The organism is Streptomyces sp. NPDC059957, from assembly GCF_042730015.1.
Taxonomy (GTDB): Bacteria; Actinomycetota; Actinomycetes; order Streptomycetales; family Streptomycetaceae; genus Streptomyces.
Genome location: NZ_JBHWMB010000100.1, coordinates 1 through 14,580 on the forward strand (window position 1 = coordinate 1; position 14,580 = coordinate 14,580).

General features: G+C 71.6%; 12 protein-coding genes and 1 pseudogene. 5 read left to right on the plus strand and 8 right to left on the minus strand.

Annotated features, from left to right (window positions below; genetic code table 11):
- Positions 1–572 (minus strand): serine hydrolase domain-containing protein (locus tag ACFWBW_RS37725; RefSeq protein WP_385383042.1); only part of this gene is annotated, 572 nt, incomplete at its 3' end.
- Between the two features lie 357 nt (positions 573–929).
- Here ACFWBW_RS37725 and ACFWBW_RS37730 point away from each other — a divergent pair.
- Together ACFWBW_RS37730 and ACFWBW_RS37735 are read left to right on the plus strand one after the other, a co-directional pair.
- Positions 930–1,280, plus strand: a complete 351-nt coding sequence (locus ACFWBW_RS37730; RefSeq protein WP_385383045.1) for a hypothetical protein — start codon at positions 930–932, stop codon at positions 1,278–1,280.
- Positions 1,281–1,326: 46 nt separating this feature from the next.
- Complete coding sequence (locus ACFWBW_RS37735) at positions 1,327–1,842, plus strand: hypothetical protein (protein WP_385383048.1); 516 nt, start codon at positions 1,327–1,329, stop codon at positions 1,840–1,842.
- A gap of 34 nt (positions 1,843–1,876) precedes the next feature.
- Here ACFWBW_RS37735 and ACFWBW_RS37740 read toward each other — a convergent pair whose 3' ends face one another.
- Positions 1,877–2,641, minus strand: a complete 765-nt coding sequence (locus tag ACFWBW_RS37740; protein ID WP_385383051.1) for a BTAD domain-containing putative transcriptional regulator — start codon at positions 2,639–2,641, stop codon at positions 1,877–1,879.
- A gap of 1,523 nt (positions 2,642–4,164) precedes the next feature.
- On the opposite strand from ACFWBW_RS37740, the gene ACFWBW_RS37745 reads away from it, so the two are divergent.
- Positions 4,165–4,632, plus strand: a complete 468-nt coding sequence (locus tag ACFWBW_RS37745) for an RICIN domain-containing protein (protein ID WP_385383054.1) — start codon at positions 4,165–4,167, stop codon at positions 4,630–4,632.
- 326 nt (positions 4,633–4,958) lie between these two features.
- On the opposite strand, the gene ACFWBW_RS37750 is transcribed toward ACFWBW_RS37745, so the two are convergent.
- The 6 genes from ACFWBW_RS37750 to ACFWBW_RS37775 all read right to left on the minus strand — a co-directional run bounded on the left by ACFWBW_RS37750 (position 4,959) and on the right by ACFWBW_RS37775 (position 12,945).
- The gene (locus tag ACFWBW_RS37750; protein ID WP_385383057.1) at positions 4,959–5,948 is read right to left on the minus strand and encodes a hypothetical protein; all 990 of its coding nucleotides are present in this window, start codon (positions 5,946–5,948) and stop codon (positions 4,959–4,961) included.
- A gap of 55 nt (positions 5,949–6,003) precedes the next feature.
- Positions 6,004–8,481, minus strand: coding sequence for an MFS transporter (locus ACFWBW_RS37755; protein WP_385383059.1), 2,478 nt, complete (start codon positions 8,479–8,481; stop codon positions 6,004–6,006).
- Positions 8,482–8,697: 216 nt separating this feature from the next.
- Positions 8,698–10,221 carry a pyridoxal phosphate-dependent decarboxylase family protein gene (locus tag ACFWBW_RS37760; protein WP_385383062.1) on the minus strand — a complete coding sequence of 508 codons (1,524 nt, stop codon included), beginning with the start codon at positions 10,219–10,221 and terminating at the stop codon, positions 8,698–8,700.
- Complete coding sequence (locus tag ACFWBW_RS37765; RefSeq protein WP_385383065.1) at positions 10,211–11,629, minus strand: MFS transporter; 1,419 nt, start codon at positions 11,627–11,629, stop codon at positions 10,211–10,213. The genes ACFWBW_RS37760 and ACFWBW_RS37765 overlap by 11 nt, the downstream gene beginning before the upstream one ends.
- A gap of 148 nt (positions 11,630–11,777) precedes the next feature.
- A complete protein-coding gene (locus ACFWBW_RS37770) occupies positions 11,778–12,278 on the minus strand; it encodes an SRPBCC family protein (protein ID WP_385383068.1) in 501 nt (166 codons plus the stop codon).
- A 244-nt stretch (positions 12,279–12,522) separates the two neighbouring features.
- Positions 12,523–12,945, minus strand: a complete 423-nt coding sequence (locus tag ACFWBW_RS37775; RefSeq protein WP_385383071.1) for a DUF6223 family protein — start codon at positions 12,943–12,945, stop codon at positions 12,523–12,525.
- A gap of 197 nt (positions 12,946–13,142) precedes the next feature.
- Between ACFWBW_RS37775 and ACFWBW_RS37780 the strand changes: the two genes are divergently transcribed.
- Positions 13,143–14,288: a sensor histidine kinase gene (locus ACFWBW_RS37780; protein ID WP_385383074.1), complete on the plus strand. Its 1,146-nt coding sequence runs from the start codon at positions 13,143–13,145 to the stop codon at positions 14,286–14,288.
- Between the two features lie 32 nt (positions 14,289–14,320).
- Positions 14,321–14,580, plus strand: a pseudogene (locus ACFWBW_RS37785) (response regulator transcription factor); the annotation flags it as partial.

Below are 14,580 nucleotides of genomic sequence, written 5' to 3' on the forward strand. Positions count from 1 at the left end.
ATGTACGTGCGGAACCCGACACCCGAAGCCTTGTCGATGACCATGCCGAGCGCGAGGTAGTTGGTGTTGGAGTAGCCCCAGCCGGTGCCGGGTGCGAAGACCGGCTTCTCCCCCAGTGCGAGGGCCAGGTAGTCCTCGGGGGTGCCCGGGCGGGTCCAGTCGACCAGCGCGGTGTACTCCGGCAGCCCGCTGGTCTGCTTGAGCAGCTGTCGGACGGTGATGGTGTGGGCCGCGAGTTGCGGGACGTAGCGGCCGGCGCGGTCGTCCAGTCGTATCCGACCGTCCGCCACCAGGCGCATCACCGCTGCCGCGGTGAACGCCTTGGTGTTGCTGGCCAACCGAATCCGCCCTTGCTCATCGACCATGGGCCGGCCCGACTCCAGGTCCGCGACACCGGCGGTACGGGTCGTCCTGCCGTCGTACGCCAGGGCGCCCGGGACCTCGTCACTGTCCACCAGGAGGTTCAGCTGCCGCTGTACCGGGTCGAGTGGCCGGGCCGCCGCTACGGGAACGAACGCTCCGATGGTCGTCGTGGCGAGCAGGACTGCGGCGGCGATGCGCTTGCGGTACATGAGATTTCCCCCTGGTCGTGGCCCGACCCGTGTGAGCCGGTCAGTCGCTTGACGACGACTTTGCCAGGACCCCAACCCAAGATCATTGCGCCTGTCCCCCGAACGGTCGGGCAGCCACCCCCCTTGACACATCGCAGCCTGTCAGGATCACGGTCTCGCCGGGCGACGCCGGGACGAACACCGGTCTTGAGCTCGTACCACGCCGTGCGGCGCCGGCTCCGAGGCTGTCGGCCGACTGCTCCCCCGGGCCATATCCCGGCATGTAGTGGGCGTATAGGAACACTGGAGAGGCTGCGCTCACTGAGTCGCCCGCGTGCTGTCGGGTGGCCACCCTTCGAGCAATCGGAAGGCATCATCATGAATTCTGTGGGTCGCAGGCTCCGGAACGCCACCGCCGTCCTCACCTTGGCCGGCGCGGCCTTCTCGATGGCCATCCAGCCCGCCACCGCGCATAGCGGCTACTTCTACAAGAGCCGCAGTGGTTGCGTCTACACGGGGGGTCTCTCGGCCGCCCACAACTACGCGTGGACGGTGAAGGACAAGGGCGATTGCGCCGGACACGCCTGGCTCCTGGTTCAGTACTCCACCGGCAAATGGTCCGCTGAGGAACACGCGTCGGGCAGCGTGAGCCTCTCCACCGGCACCGAGGGAATAGCCCACGCCTTTCACAAGACACAGTCCGGCGAGTCCTGGGTCCAGTCCCACTAGGACGGGTTGATCCATGGGACCGAGGATCACCCGGAGCCTCATCCTGGTGGCACTGCTGTGCGGGCTGGCCGGTTGCTCGTCGGAGACGGGCACCGGTCGGTCCACACCGGCCGGCGGCGGGGCCCGGCCAACGGGCAAGGTGACGGACGCGGTGTACGAAGCCGCCGTCGGCCGGTTCGCCAAGTGCCTGCAACAGGACGGGATCGAGCTCCTCAATGACGGCTGGGACCCCGTCGACCACGAGAGGATGGTGCTCACCTACAGCGCGCCCGAGTTGTCCGCGAACAAGGTCGGCGAGACCTCTCAGAAATGCCGTGCCGCTCACCTGGAATCCGTGACGGCCGCCTACAAGCAGGACAATCCGTCCTCCATGGCACCGGAACTGATGGCTGCTGTCCGCAGCTGCCTTGCCGGGAAAGGAATCGAGCTGACCGGCCGGGAGAGGAACCCACAGGATCTGCTGGGCGCCGTAGCGGAGGAGGAAGAGGAGGAGTTGCGTGCGTGTGTGCACACCAGCGCCGGAGAGCTCTATCCGAATCTGTCCACCATCGTGTTCCCCTGACGGGCGGGGTTGGCTGATCTTGCGTCCGTCCTGGCTACAACAGTTCCTCGTCCCCCTCGAGAATGCGCTTCTCCAGGTCCCGTAACCGTGCTCCCGGGTCCAGTCCGAGGTCCTCAACGAGGACCCGCCTCGTCTCACGGCACTGTTCCAGGGCCTCCGCTGCCCGCCCTGTGCGGTACAGCACCAGGACCAACTGCTCGCGGAAGCGTTCGCGGTAGGGATGGTCGGCGATCAGTAGCCGTAGCCTGCCGATGAGGTGGTTGTGGTCACGTAGTGCCAGGTCGATGTCGACCTGCTGCTCCTCGGCTTCCAGCCTCAGTTCCTCGAGGTACGCCGCGGCGTCCCGCAGGGCCCGGTGGTCGGCGAAATCCGCATACGCTGGACCCCGCCATTCGGCCAGGGCCTCACGGTTGAGCCGTGAGGCCCTGGCCAGTTCGCCCTGCTCCAGGGCGCGCCGGACATCGGGCATGCGCGCGACGAACCGCCGCGCGTCGAGCTCGTGCGGCGCGACCTCCAGCGAGTATCCGCGCCGTCCCGAGGTCAGCAGACGTTCCTTCCCCATCGCCTTGCGGATGCGGTGGATGTGAAGGTGGAGATTCGCGGTGGCGGAGGCCGGCGGGGTGTCTCCCCACAGTGCGTCAGCAAGCCGGTCCATGCTGACGGTGCACCCGGCGTGCCGGAGGAGGACCGCGAGCACCAATTGCTGATGGGGCGCCCCCAGTAGGATCCGCCGGCCCTCCAACCGACCGTCGAGCCGACCGAGAACGCGCAAATCCAAAGCCCTCGACACCAGTTCCATCCCCTCAGCGGCACCGTTGTGGTGGAGCAGGTCGCACTCGCGCCGCTTGTCCGCTGGTTTCGAGTCAACGGAACGGCGTGCGGTGGACGGCACCGGCGAACCGGTGTTCCCTGGTGCCGTGCCGCCGCCCGACGCTGCCGGGTCGCGGAGTTGGCCGTGCGGCCCGTATCCGAACCGCGCAGGTCAGGCTGGGGGAAGGTGGCGGACAACCGGGATTGTCCGCGGACAACCTGGGGGACGGACCGACCATGGCCAGAGCAGGCCGACCACAAGGGGCCATGAGGGGCGCTACGCCTGCGGCCGACGACCTGGCGCGGTTCCTCGTGGACCTGACCGCCGGGCTGACGGTTCGCGAGCTGGCACAGCTCTACGGCGGCGGCAAGACGATGTGGAGCGAGTACCGCAGCGGCGCCCGGATCATTCCTCTGGGGCGGCTCAACGCCGTCGTACGGGACCGGGTACGCGATGGCCGCGGACGCCACGCGATGCTCCAGAGGGCACATCGGCTGCACGAAGCGGCACTGGTCGCCGAGGCTGAGGCGGCCCCCGGGCCGAGGCTCGACGAGGCACTGAGGCGGGCCGAGGCCGATCTCGCCGCGTCCGAACGGCTCGTACGAAGCCTGCTCTCCCTGTTCGGCACGCTACTCGAGGACAAGGCGGGTGCCCGGGGCGCACCGGAGCCGGAACGAGGGGCCGGGGCAACCGGACCGGATGCGGAACCGGAATCCGGGGCTGTGGCGGATGCCCTCGTGGACCGGGCGTTCCGTCAGCTCGGAACGGTGTGGTCTCTCCGCCGGGGCGCGCGGCAGGTTCTGGGACTGGCTCGGGCGCAGGACCGGGCGGCCTTGCCTGCCGGACCCGGGCTGCCCACGACGGCCGGCGCCGATTTGACGCTGGCGTTGTCGCGGACTGCCGACGCGCTGGTCCACATCGAGTCCGAAGTGGCATGTCTGTGGCAGGAGTGGGCGGATGAATCCCCTTCCGGCCCGCCCCTGGAGGGTGTCGTGCTGGAACGGACCGACCGTCTGTCCCCAGCTCCGGTGGGCACACGCACGCTGTCGCCGCCCGCGCCCGACGACAGCTCTTCCGTGTCGCTGGTGCCGGCGGGAGCGGCCACACCCCCGCGCGGCAGGCTTGCCCGTTCATCGTTGGCCGCGTTGGTCGCGGCCGCCGTCATGGCCGTCGCGGCGTCCGCGGCGATGGCCATGGTTGTCGTCCACCGGCAGCCGACCGCAGGGGCCCCGCCCTCGGTCGGCCCCGTCCAGCCATATCTGCCGGCCCCCGGTGGCCCAGTGCGATCCCCGGCGCCCGCCACCACCCCCACACCTCTCCCTACCTCTCCCACGACCACGACCCCGAGCCCGACCACGACCCCGAGCCCGAGCCCGAGCCCGAGCCCGAGCTCATCGGCCGGGTCGGTAACCGTCCCCCCGGTTCAGTCCTCCCCCGCCCCGTCTCCTCGCCCCGTCCCCACGGAAACCACGAGCCCGCCGACTCCATCGGACCCGCCGGACGTACCAGGTGTGCCGGACGTCCCCGAGGTCCCGGACGGACTGTTTCGGCTGGCGAACGTCGATAGTCGCCTGTGCCTTGCCGTTCCCCTCGGGAGCACCACCCCCTCGCAGGGCCTCATCCAGGCCGGCTGCGACGAGTTCGATGAGCAGCAGTGGTACCTCACCCGGGAGACGACCGGACCGGCCGGCTCCGTCTACTCGGTCCGTAACCGGTACAGCGGACTGTGCCTCTCGGTCGATGCGGCCAAGCCCACCAATGACGCCGCCATCACCCACTACCTGTGCGGCGACCGGCAGGGCCTCTTCCCCGACCAACTCTGGACGCTGCGCTACCGAAGCGCCCACCGGTCCTGGCAGCTGGTCAACGTCAACAGCGGCAAGTGCGTCGCGTCGCGCGCGGGCGACCGCGAGAACGACCCGATTCTGCAGCAGGACTGCCGTGACGAGCCCCCGACCATGTGGCAGGGGCGGCCCTGACCTCCACCGCGGTCCCGCCCACCGATCCGCGTGGCCGGGCTTCCAGTGGCGCGGTGTCGGTTCCGGCTGACATCGATCCTTTGAACTGGGCACGCGCAACCAGCCACACCCGGACGGTTACCGGACAGATGATCGAAGTGGTTCACCGCCGAGGCAGGATTGGCCGTACTACTCTGATGGATCAGTCGGTGCATCCCGGGGGGGAACTTTTGCGTAGAACCAGCGTTTCCGCACGCGCCGCCAGAGCCGTCACACTGACGCTGGCCTCGCTCTCGCTGGGCATGACCCCGCCCTCCTCGCAGGCGGCGGCAACCGAGTTGCCGGCCTCAGAGAAGGCGCACCTGGTGCAGATCGCCGACTCCTACCTCCAGCGCCGTGCCGACGCCGTCACCCTCGCGCGATCCCAGGACCTGCGCGCCGCGGCACCTCTTGCGCTGACCGCGCAGGCGGCCGACAAACTCGGAGGCGAGATCGCCGCTCTCCAGGACAACGCTCGGGCGCTGGAAGAGCGCCGGAGCGGGTTCAGCCACGCCGAAGTGACCGTCATTCCGGGCAGGAGCACGGTCCGAGGCGACACCGCGATGCTGACGGTCGAGGAGGAAACCCGCCTGTACTTCCCCGACGTCCAGGAGGGCGACGAGATCACGCACACCTCGTACGTCCTCCCTCACACGCTGACGTTCGAGCGTGCTGCGGACGGCGCGTGGAAGCTCGCGGACGATCAGACGCCCGGCAATGACTCGGGGCCCGCGGTGCCCACGCAGCTTGAGGCTCCCGGCACCACCTCCGAGGACGAGGGCAGGCCCGGTGCTGAGCTGCCCGAGGGACGGGCATCCCAAGGCCGCGGATGATGTCGGAATCCCATCTCTGCCTGCGAGCGCGCCAGATTCGTACCCGTGCTGCACCGGCCCCGACATCGCGCCCCCACACCGATTGCTCCGCCTGCAATACGGCTGAGTGCGGATACGTGTCCGCAACAGCCCAAAGGATGCCCGGCCGTACGTTGCCCTCTTGAGCGTCTTGTCCCTGTTGACGTGGCCTTCGACGATGCCTGAGCTCAGGCCGATCAGCAGCAGCGCCTCGGCCTGGATGGGGCGCAGCCCTGCCGGGTCGGCGAGTTCGGGGAATGCGCCGACCACGGCGATCAGGGCGTAGAGCAGGGTGGCGGCGGCCTGCTGCCCGGTCAGGAAGCGGTCGCCACGCGCTCGGGACAGCAGCCGCAGGGTGGACGCGCAGCCGATCACCGCGAGGACGACGAAGGCCGCGCGCCAGACCTGCGGCTGGTCCGTGCCGCCGGCCTGGGCGAACAGGCCCATCGGGGCTGCCCGGGCTGCCCCGAATGAGCGGCCCGGCCCGTTTCGTGGCTGGTCGTCAGTCCGCGTGCCCGAGCCGTACGTCCCGCTCGGTGCGGCCGCCGCCCGTGACCTGCAGGACCGTCGCCACCGGCGGATAACCCGCCCCGATGACCGTGTACTCGCCCGACGGCAGGTCGACGAACCGGAAGGTCCCGTCCGGACCGGTGGTCAGGGTGTCCACCACGTTGCCGGCCGCGTCGAGCAGGGTGACTCTGGCATCCTCGACCGGCCTCCCCGCGCCGGCGCGCACCGTGCCGCGCAGGACCGCGCCGCCCGCGAGTTCCACGTCCTGGCGGGTCTCGCGGGAGGCCTGCACGCTCACCGGCAGTGCGGCCGGCCTGAACGACGGGGCGCTCGCGGCCAGGGTGTACTCCCCCGCCACCAGCTCCGAGATGGCGTACGTGCCCTCCGGGCCGGTCCGGGTGGAGGCGACCACCTCGCCCCGGACGTCGGTGAGGGTGACGGCCGCGTCGCGGACCGGGGCGCCGTCGGCCGTGACGACCGCGCCGGCCAGCCGGCCGGCGCCGCCGAGTACCAGGTCGAGCTCGACCGGCCCCTCGCCCACGGTCACGCTGACGGCCTGCGGCTGATGGCCGCCGGCCGCCGCGATCAGGACGTACGAACCGGGGCCGCGCACGCTCAGCGCATAGCGTCCGTCGGCTCCGCTGGCGCCCCGGCCGACTTGATGGCCGCTCACGTCGATCAGCGTCAGGGCGGCGCTGGGGACCGCGCTGCCGTCGGGGTGCTGGACGGTTCCGCAGACCGGCAGTCCGCCCGGTTGGGAGGCGTCGGTAGAGGTCCGTGCGGCGGGGACCTCGCCGGGGAGCGGCTGCGCGAGGGCCTCGGCGAGCGGCGAATCGGCTGCGGGGGCGTTGTGGGACACCAGCGGTTTCTCCTTGAGGAAGCAGGCGATGAGCAGGCCGAGGACGAGCACCGGCACGAGGTAGAGGAAGATCCGCGGCATCGCCTCTGCGTAGGCCGCGATGTACGCGTCCCTGACGGTCGGGGGCAGGGAGTGCACCAGCTGCGGGGTGATGCCCGAAGGGTCCGGGAGCCCGGTGCCGGCGGGCAGCCGGGCGGCGAGGGCGTCGGTCAGCCTGCCGGCGAAGACCGTGCCGAAGACGGCGGCGCCGATGCTGCCGCCCATCTGCCGGAAGTAGTTGTTGGCGCTGGTGGCGGTGCCTAGGTCGGTGGGCCGCACCGAGTTCTGCACGGCGAGGACCAGCACCGGCAGCACGAGCCCGATGCCGACGCCGAGGACGGCCATCCACACGCTGTACGCGAGCTGGGTCGTGCCGGTCTCCAACCGGGACAGCAGCCACATGCCGAGGGTGGACAGCGCCCCGCCGAGGACCGGGTAGATCTTGTATCGGCCGGTCCTGCTGATCAACTGGCCGGAGACGATGGAGGCGACGACGACCCCGCCCATCATCGGCAGCATGAGCAGCCCGGACTCGGTGGCGGTGGCGCCCTCGACCATCTGAAGGTAGGTCGGCAGATAACTGGCGGCGCCGAACAGCGCGATGCCGACGACGGCCCCGACCAGACCGGTGACCGTGAAGACCGGGTCGCGGAACAGCCGCAGCGGAATGATCGGCTCGGCCGCGTGGTGCTCGGCGATCACGAAGAGCAGGGACGTTCCGGCGGCGCCGACGGCGAGCCCCAGGATCATCCGTGAATCCCACGCGTACTCGGTGCCGCCCCAACTGGTCAGCAGCACCAGGCAGGTCGAGGCCGCGGCAAGGAGTACGGCGCCGATCACGTCGAGCCGGGGCCGGACCGCGGGCTTGGGGAGCTTCAGCACGACGGCGATGACGGCCATGGTGATCAGCCCGAACGGGACGTTGATGTAGAAGCACCAGCGCCACGACGCGTGGTCGGTGAAGAACCCGCCGAGCAGCGGTCCGGCGACGGACGCGAGGCCGAAGGCCGCGCCGATCAGTCCCATGAAGCGGCCGCGCTGCCGGGGCGGCACGATGTCCGCGATGATCGCCTGCACACCGATCATGAGCCCGCCGGCGCCGATGCCCTGGACCGCGCGGAAAGCGATGAGCTCGTTCATGGTGCGCGACCAGCCGGCCAGCGCGGACCCGATGATGAAGACCACGATGGCGAACTGGAAGACGCTCTTGCGGCCGAAGAGGTCGCCGAGCTTGCCGTAGAGCGGCAGTCCGATGGTGGAGGTGAGCAGATAGGCCGTGATGGCCCACGACATCCGGTCCAGGCCCTGGAGTTCCCCGACGATCTTCGGCAGCGCCGTGGCGACGATCATCTGTTCCAGCGCGGCGAGCAGCAGCGCCAGCATCAGCCCGAAGAACACCAGCCGGACCCGGCGCGGGCTGAACTCCTCGGGTGCCGGACCCGAGTCGGCGCAGTGCGGCGGCCCGCTCGCCGCGTCCCGGCCTCCCGGCTCGGGACGGCTCCTCTTCTCGAAGCGGACCGGAGCCGGCCGCGGGGCGGCCTGCTCGTCCGTCACCAGAGTCATACCGCCCACGTACTGCTCCCCTCGTTGCCTCAGGCAATCTCGCCTACGCCGCCCTTTTCTCGCATTCGGCAACAACGGGAGCAAACGCGCGGATTGACGTCCCGGACCTGCCCGACGGGCATACCAGCCGGTGGGAGGGGGTGCCATGAACAATCGGCCGGTACGGAGAACCACCCGAATCGGTGAGGCTGCGGTGAGGGGCCCCAGCCGCGGGGCAACCGTCGATCAGACGCGGAAGACCGATCCCACGAACTCCGCCAGGAGGCGTTCCTTCAGCGGCCCCGGCAGTGCGTCCAGCAGCATGAGGACGGGAGCCGTCCGGGCGGGCAGCTTCCCGTCGCCGCCGAGGCCCGCGAAGGCCAGGACGCCGGCGATCTCGTCGGGCCCGAGGGTCTCCGGGTCGAGTCCGGTGGCCAGCTCGACGAGACCCGGGTCCACGGTCACCGGCGGAAGCGTGCGGGCCGCGGCGAGGGCGGCCGCAAGGTCCGTGACCAGGGCGTCCACCTGGCCGCCGGTGGCCGGGGTCAGAGTGAGGTGCAGGTTGGGCGGCAGGCCGTCGAAGGAGAGCTGGGGCTGCAAGTACCAGCCGCGCTCCCGCATTTCATCGGCGAGGTGCAGCAGGAGGCTGAGGTCGGGCGCCGCCTCGTCCTCCGGTCCGCCGTCCCGCGCACCGCCGCCCTCGACGGCGTCGCCCCGGGGGGCTCCGGCCGTGAACGCCACCAGCCCGGCTGCCGGTTCGCCCAGGACGCGCAGGCCGTCGATCCCGCGCAGCCCTGCGAGCAGCCGGTCCGACGCCTCGGCCACCCGGGCGGCCAGCGCGGTGTAGCCGTCCTCACCGACGTACTGGAGCACCGCCCAGGCCTGGGCCAGCAGGCCGCCGGACTTCGTGCCCTGGACCGTCGGGTTGACCACCGGGTAGCCGGGCCAGCCCGCGTGGGCGAAGTACTGGTACCGGCGCAGCTCGGCGTCCCGGTACAGGACGACGGAGGCGCCCTTGTCCGCGTACCCGTACTTGTGCAGGTCCACGGAGAGCGAGGTGACCCCGGGCACGGACAGGTCGAACGGCGGGACCTCGCGTCCGGCCCGCCTCAGGTGGGGCAGGAGCCAGCCGCCGATGCAGGCGTCGACGTGGCAGAGCACGCCGCGCCGGGCGGCGGCCGCGGCGATCTCGGGCACCGGGTCGATCACCCCGTGGGCGTACGAGGGCGTCGAGGCGACCACCAGTGCCGTGCGGTCCGTGAGGGCGGCGGCCATGGCGTCCGCGTCGGCGCGGAAGGTGACCGGATCGACGGGGACGACGACGGTCTCCAGGCCCAGGTAGTGGGCGGCCTTGTGGAAGGCGGCGTGCGCGGTGGACGGGAGCACGAGCTGCGGCGCGGTGACCCCCCGCACGGCCCGCGCGTGATCCCGTGCGGTCTTCACGGCGAGCAGGATGCTCTCCGTCCCGCCGCTGGTGAAGGTGCCCTGGGCGCCGGGCGCGCCGAGGACCGCCGCGACGGCGCCCACCAGGTCGTTCTCCAGCCGGGCCACGCTCGGGAAGACGGTCGGGTCGAGCCCGTTGACGGTGGCGTACGCGGTGTACGCGGCGGCGGCCAGCTCGTCGAGGCCGTCGAGGCCGGCGTCGTAGACGTAGGCGAAGGTCCGGCCGCCCCGGGTAGGCGCATCGCCCTCCCGCAGGGAGCGCAGTTCGGCGAGCACGTCGTCCGGGGTACGGCCGCCCGGCAGGGCGCGGGTGGGTTCAGTCGACACGGGTGTGGTTCTCTTCCTGCCGGGACGGTTCGGGCGGTACGGGTACGGGTGGGGGGTCGTGTGCGGTGGCTCCGGCGGGGTCCTCGCGGTAACGGTGCAGCAGCCACAGGCTGGCGGCGGCGAGGACGGCGGGGAGCACGCTCATGCCCGCCGTGATGCCGGTGAGGGCCGCCTCGGGCTGTGCCACCTGGTGGTCCGCGTCGGAAGAGCGGAACCCGGTCACCGTGAGGACGAGGGCGAAGACGCCCGCGCCGAGCGCGAAGGCCAGGGTTTCGGCGGCCGTCCACAGCCCGGTGAACGTCGCGGCACGGCGCTTGCCGGTGCGGGCCGCGTCCGCGGCGAGGGTGTCCGCCAGCATGGTCAGCGGGAGCAACTGCAGTCCGGCGTACGCCACTCCGACGACCGCGACCGCCGCGTAGCCGAGACCGGCCCCGGCCGTCGGGGTGAGGGCGAGCAGCAGGGCGCCGGCGAGGAACAGCAGCGAGGCGGCCCACTGGGCGTTCTTCACGCCCCACCGCCGGGACAGCCCGCTCCACAGCGGCATGAACAGGACGAGGGGGCCGATCAGACAGGCGAAGAGCGGGGTGACGGCGGTGGGCGACCCGAGGGTGTACGTGGCGAAGTACTGCACGCCGGCGAGCATCACGCCGACGGCGAGGGCCTGGAGCGTCCACATGCCGGCCAGGTGGAGGAACGGCCGGTGGGACCGGGCGGTCGCCAACTGGGCGCGCAGTGACGGCTCGGACTCGTTGTGGACGGCCCGCGGCGCCCACCGGGTGGTGAACCAGGCGCCGAACATGCCGAGGGCCAGCAGCACGGCGACGGCGGCCCCCATCAGCCGGTAGCTCGCCGGACTGCCCCCGTCGGCCTGCGCGAGGGCCGGGGCGAGCGCTCCGGACAGCAGAATCGCGACGCCCAGGAAGCCCACGCGCCAGCCGAGGATCCGGCCGCGCTCGGCGGGGTCCTCGGTCATCTCGGCGGGCATCGTCACGTACGGCACCTGGAAGACGGCGTACGCGGTGGCGGCCAGCAGGAAGACCACGGCCACGTAACCGGCGGCGGCCGCACCGCGCAGCGGAGGCGCCGCGAACAGCAGGACGAACAGTGGGGGGAGGGTGCAGGCACCGGCGAGCAGGAAGGGCCGGCGGGGGCCGCCGCGCAGCCGGCTGCGGTCGGACAGCACGCCGACGAGCGGGTTGATCAGGACGTCCCACGCCTTGGGCAGGAAGACCGCCGCCCCGGCGACGGCCGCCGGGACCGCCAGGATGTTGGTCATGTAGTAGAGCAGGATCAGCCCCGGCACCGTGGCGAACGTGCCGGTGCACAGGGAGCCGAGGCCGTACCCGATCCGCACGCGGCGCGGCAGTGGCGGAGCCGGCGCGCGCTGGGCACGGAGGTCTGCTGGCATGCGCAGATCATCAGCGAGCGGACGAGGGGTGGCAAGAGGCGAGTATGACAGCGGCATGAACTCCGCCTACGAAGCCCGGCTCCGCGCCTTCCCAAGCCGCCGGCCCCTTCCGCGCGGCTCCCGGACCCGGGTCACGGTCGCCGGCGGTTCAGCCGGTTTCCAGAGCCTTCTTGAGGTTGCGCAGGGTCGTGCCGATGTTCCGGCGCTGGAAGTCGGCGAAGACGCTTCCGCCCGTGGCGACCCGGTCGAAGGCGTTCGCCACGAAGTCCGGCCACGACCGGCGGTCGTCGGTCCACGTCTCGGTCACCAGGGTCCCCTCCGGTACTTCCTCGAAGCGGTACTCCCAGGTGGCGATGGGACCCCGCAGCCGCGGGCGGGTGACACCGATGGCGTGCACCCGGAACCGGAACAGCCTGTCCTGCTCGAGCGCCGTCACGGTGCACCGGGTCGTCCAGCGGAAGGCACCGCGTTTGTTGCGTCCGTCGAAGACCATCCCGACGCTCGGCTCGCGGGTGCCGTCGCGCACGGTGGCACCGAGGTTCTCCGGGCTCCACTCCCCCATCCGTGCGGGATCGGACACGCGCCGGTAGATCTCCGCGGGACGGGCACGGACGACGATGCTGTCGGACACCGTCAGCGTACGAGGCATGGTTCCCCCTTCACAGGGCCAGATGCTGGCGCTCCGGCTCCACCCGAGACTACCCCTCGGTAACTTCATGGTCGGTCCGTCTTGGGGGAAGGCCGGTTCGCCACGCTGGACCGACGAAGGCGGCTGGGCCGGGGCCGCACCGCCGGTGCCCGGTGTGACTCCCCCTCAGGTTCGTGCCGACTGCTGCCACGGCCGGTTGTGGACAGTGATGGTGCCCGGCCAGGCCGACCGATCCCCTGTTGGTTCAACGGATCCGCCGGGAGCGTGCCAGAGCCCGCCATCCCAGGGCGGTGCCGGCCAGCCCGAGCAGCAGGGCCACGTAGGCGCCGCCGAGCCCGTTTCCGGTGCCGAGTCCGCCGTCGGCGGTGGCCGCGACCAGAGCGCCCAGGGCGATGCCGATCACCCCCGCGGCCATGGCAGTCAGGGCCCCGAGCGGCCCGGTGGCAGTGCCGGGACGCCGGGCGGATCGGGTCAGCGCGAGCACGGCGATGACCACGGCGGCCAGTCCCAGCAGCCCGCCGGTGGTGGCTCCGAGCCTTCCGAGGCTGAAGTCGGTGACGGCGGCGGCGACCGGCTGGACCGGGGTGTGAGCCACTGCTGGTGTGGCTAGGGCGAGCCCGGTGAGCAGGGCGGTCGCGGAGGCGGCGAACAGGTTGCGAGCGGACATCAGGGTGCTCCTTCTCTTACCGCGAATGGATGTGGTCCGAGCATGTCGGCCGGGCCCCCGGCCGGTCGTCCAGCAGGCGCAGACACTTCGCGCTGCCACGGACGCGGCAGGTGCTGCCGAACTACCGCACGCGTGGTAGTCGACCGCTCGTCCTCGAGGTGGATCCGCCCGCCGCGGCCACGGGCTACGGTGCGCGCATGAGCAGAGGACGGTTCCGCGTGCGGGCGGGTGTCAGGGACTTGCTGATCGCCGTAGGCGTGGCGGCGGCGCTGCTGGTCACCGGTCTGTCCGGGGCGGGGCCGGGGCAGGGGCAGCACTCCGGCACGGGCCTCGGCCTGCTCGGCTACGCGCTGTTGGCCGTCGGCGGCCTGTCCCTGGCCTTCGGCCGCCGGGCTCCGGTCGCCGTCCTCGCCGTCACCGGGCTCTGCGCGGTGGGCTACCAGGCGGCCGGCTTCGACGTGGCCGCCGTCGCGTTCCTCTTCGCGGTGTACGCGGCCATGCGGGCGGGACACCGCATCGTCACGGTGACGGTGAGCGTGGCCGTGCTCGCCGCTCTCCCCCTCGCGGCCCTCGCCTCGGGCTTGCACGACACCGGCGAGGCGTTCGCGCAGGCCCGGGGCGCCCTCCAGATCGCCTGGCTCATCGCCGCCGGCGCCGCCGGCGAAGCCCTCCGCCAGGCCGAGCAGCGGGCCGACGAAGCCGAGCGCACCCGGGAGGAGACCGCGCGGCGCCGCGCCGACGAGGAACGGCTGCACATCGCGCGGGAGCTGCACGATTCGCTCACCCACCAGATCTCGGTCATCAAGGTGCAGTCCGAAGCCGCCGTCCACGTGGCCCACAAGCGCGGCGAAGAGGTCCCGGCGGCCCTCCTGGCGATCCGGGAAGCCGGCCGGGAGGCGTCCCGGGAGCTCCGCGCCACCCTGGAGGCCCTGCGGGACGACGACACCACCCCGCCGCACGGTCTCGATGCCATCCCCGAACTCGTCGAGCGGGCCGGCAGGAGCGGCCTGGACGCGACGCTGACGATCGAGGGCCGGCGGCACGACGTACCCACCGCAGTGGGCAGGACCGCCTACCGGGTCGTTCAGGAATCGCTGACCAACATCGCCCGTCACGCCGACGCCGGCACGGCATCGGTCCATATCGACTACCGGCCGGACACCCTCGCGATCCGCATCGACGACGACGGCAAAGCCACACCGGACAGTGCGCAGGAACCCGGCATCGGGCTCCTGGGGATGCGCGAACGCGTCACCGCCCTCGGCGGCCGGCTCCGGGCAGCGCCGCGAGGCGAAGGCGGATTCACCGTGCAGGCCGAACTCCCCGTGGAACGAGCATCATGATCCGTGTCCTGCTCGTCGACGACCAGCCGCTCATCCGCAGCGGATTCCGCGCCTTCCTCGACCTCGAAGACGACATTGAGGTCGTGGCCGAGGCCGCCAACGGCCAGGAGGGCCTGGAACTCGCCAGGGTCCACCTGCCCGACATCGCGCTCATCGACATCCAGATGCCGGTCCTCGACGGCATCGAGACGACCCGGCGCATCACAGCCGACCCTGCGCTCGCCGGAGTACACGTGGTCATCCTGACCAACTACGGACTGGACGAACACGTCTTCAACGCCCTGCGTGCCGG

Excerpts from the sequence above, each read along its gene's own strand:
- ACFWBW_RS37765 (WP_385383065.1), bottom strand. The coding sequence starts at position 11,629 with ATGCCAGCAGACCTCCGTGCCCAGCGCGCGCCGGCTCCGCCACTGCCG.
- ACFWBW_RS37775 (WP_385383071.1), bottom strand. The coding sequence starts at position 12,945 with ATGTCCGCTCGCAACCTGTTCGCCGCCTCCGCGACCGCCCTGCTCACC.
- ACFWBW_RS37750 (WP_385383057.1), bottom strand. The coding sequence starts at position 5,948 with ATGGGCCTGTTCGCCCAGGCCGGCGGCACGGACCAGCCGCAGGTCTGG.
- ACFWBW_RS37740 (WP_385383051.1), bottom strand. The coding sequence starts at position 2,641 with ATGGAACTGGTGTCGAGGGCTTTGGATTTGCGCGTTCTCGGTCGGCTC.
- ACFWBW_RS37770 (WP_385383068.1), bottom strand. The coding sequence starts at position 12,278 with ATGCCTCGTACGCTGACGGTGTCCGACAGCATCGTCGTCCGTGCCCGT.
- ACFWBW_RS37730 (WP_385383045.1), top strand. The coding sequence starts at position 930 with ATGAATTCTGTGGGTCGCAGGCTCCGGAACGCCACCGCCGTCCTCACC.
- ACFWBW_RS37780 (WP_385383074.1), top strand. The coding sequence starts at position 13,143 with ATGAGCAGAGGACGGTTCCGCGTGCGGGCGGGTGTCAGGGACTTGCTG.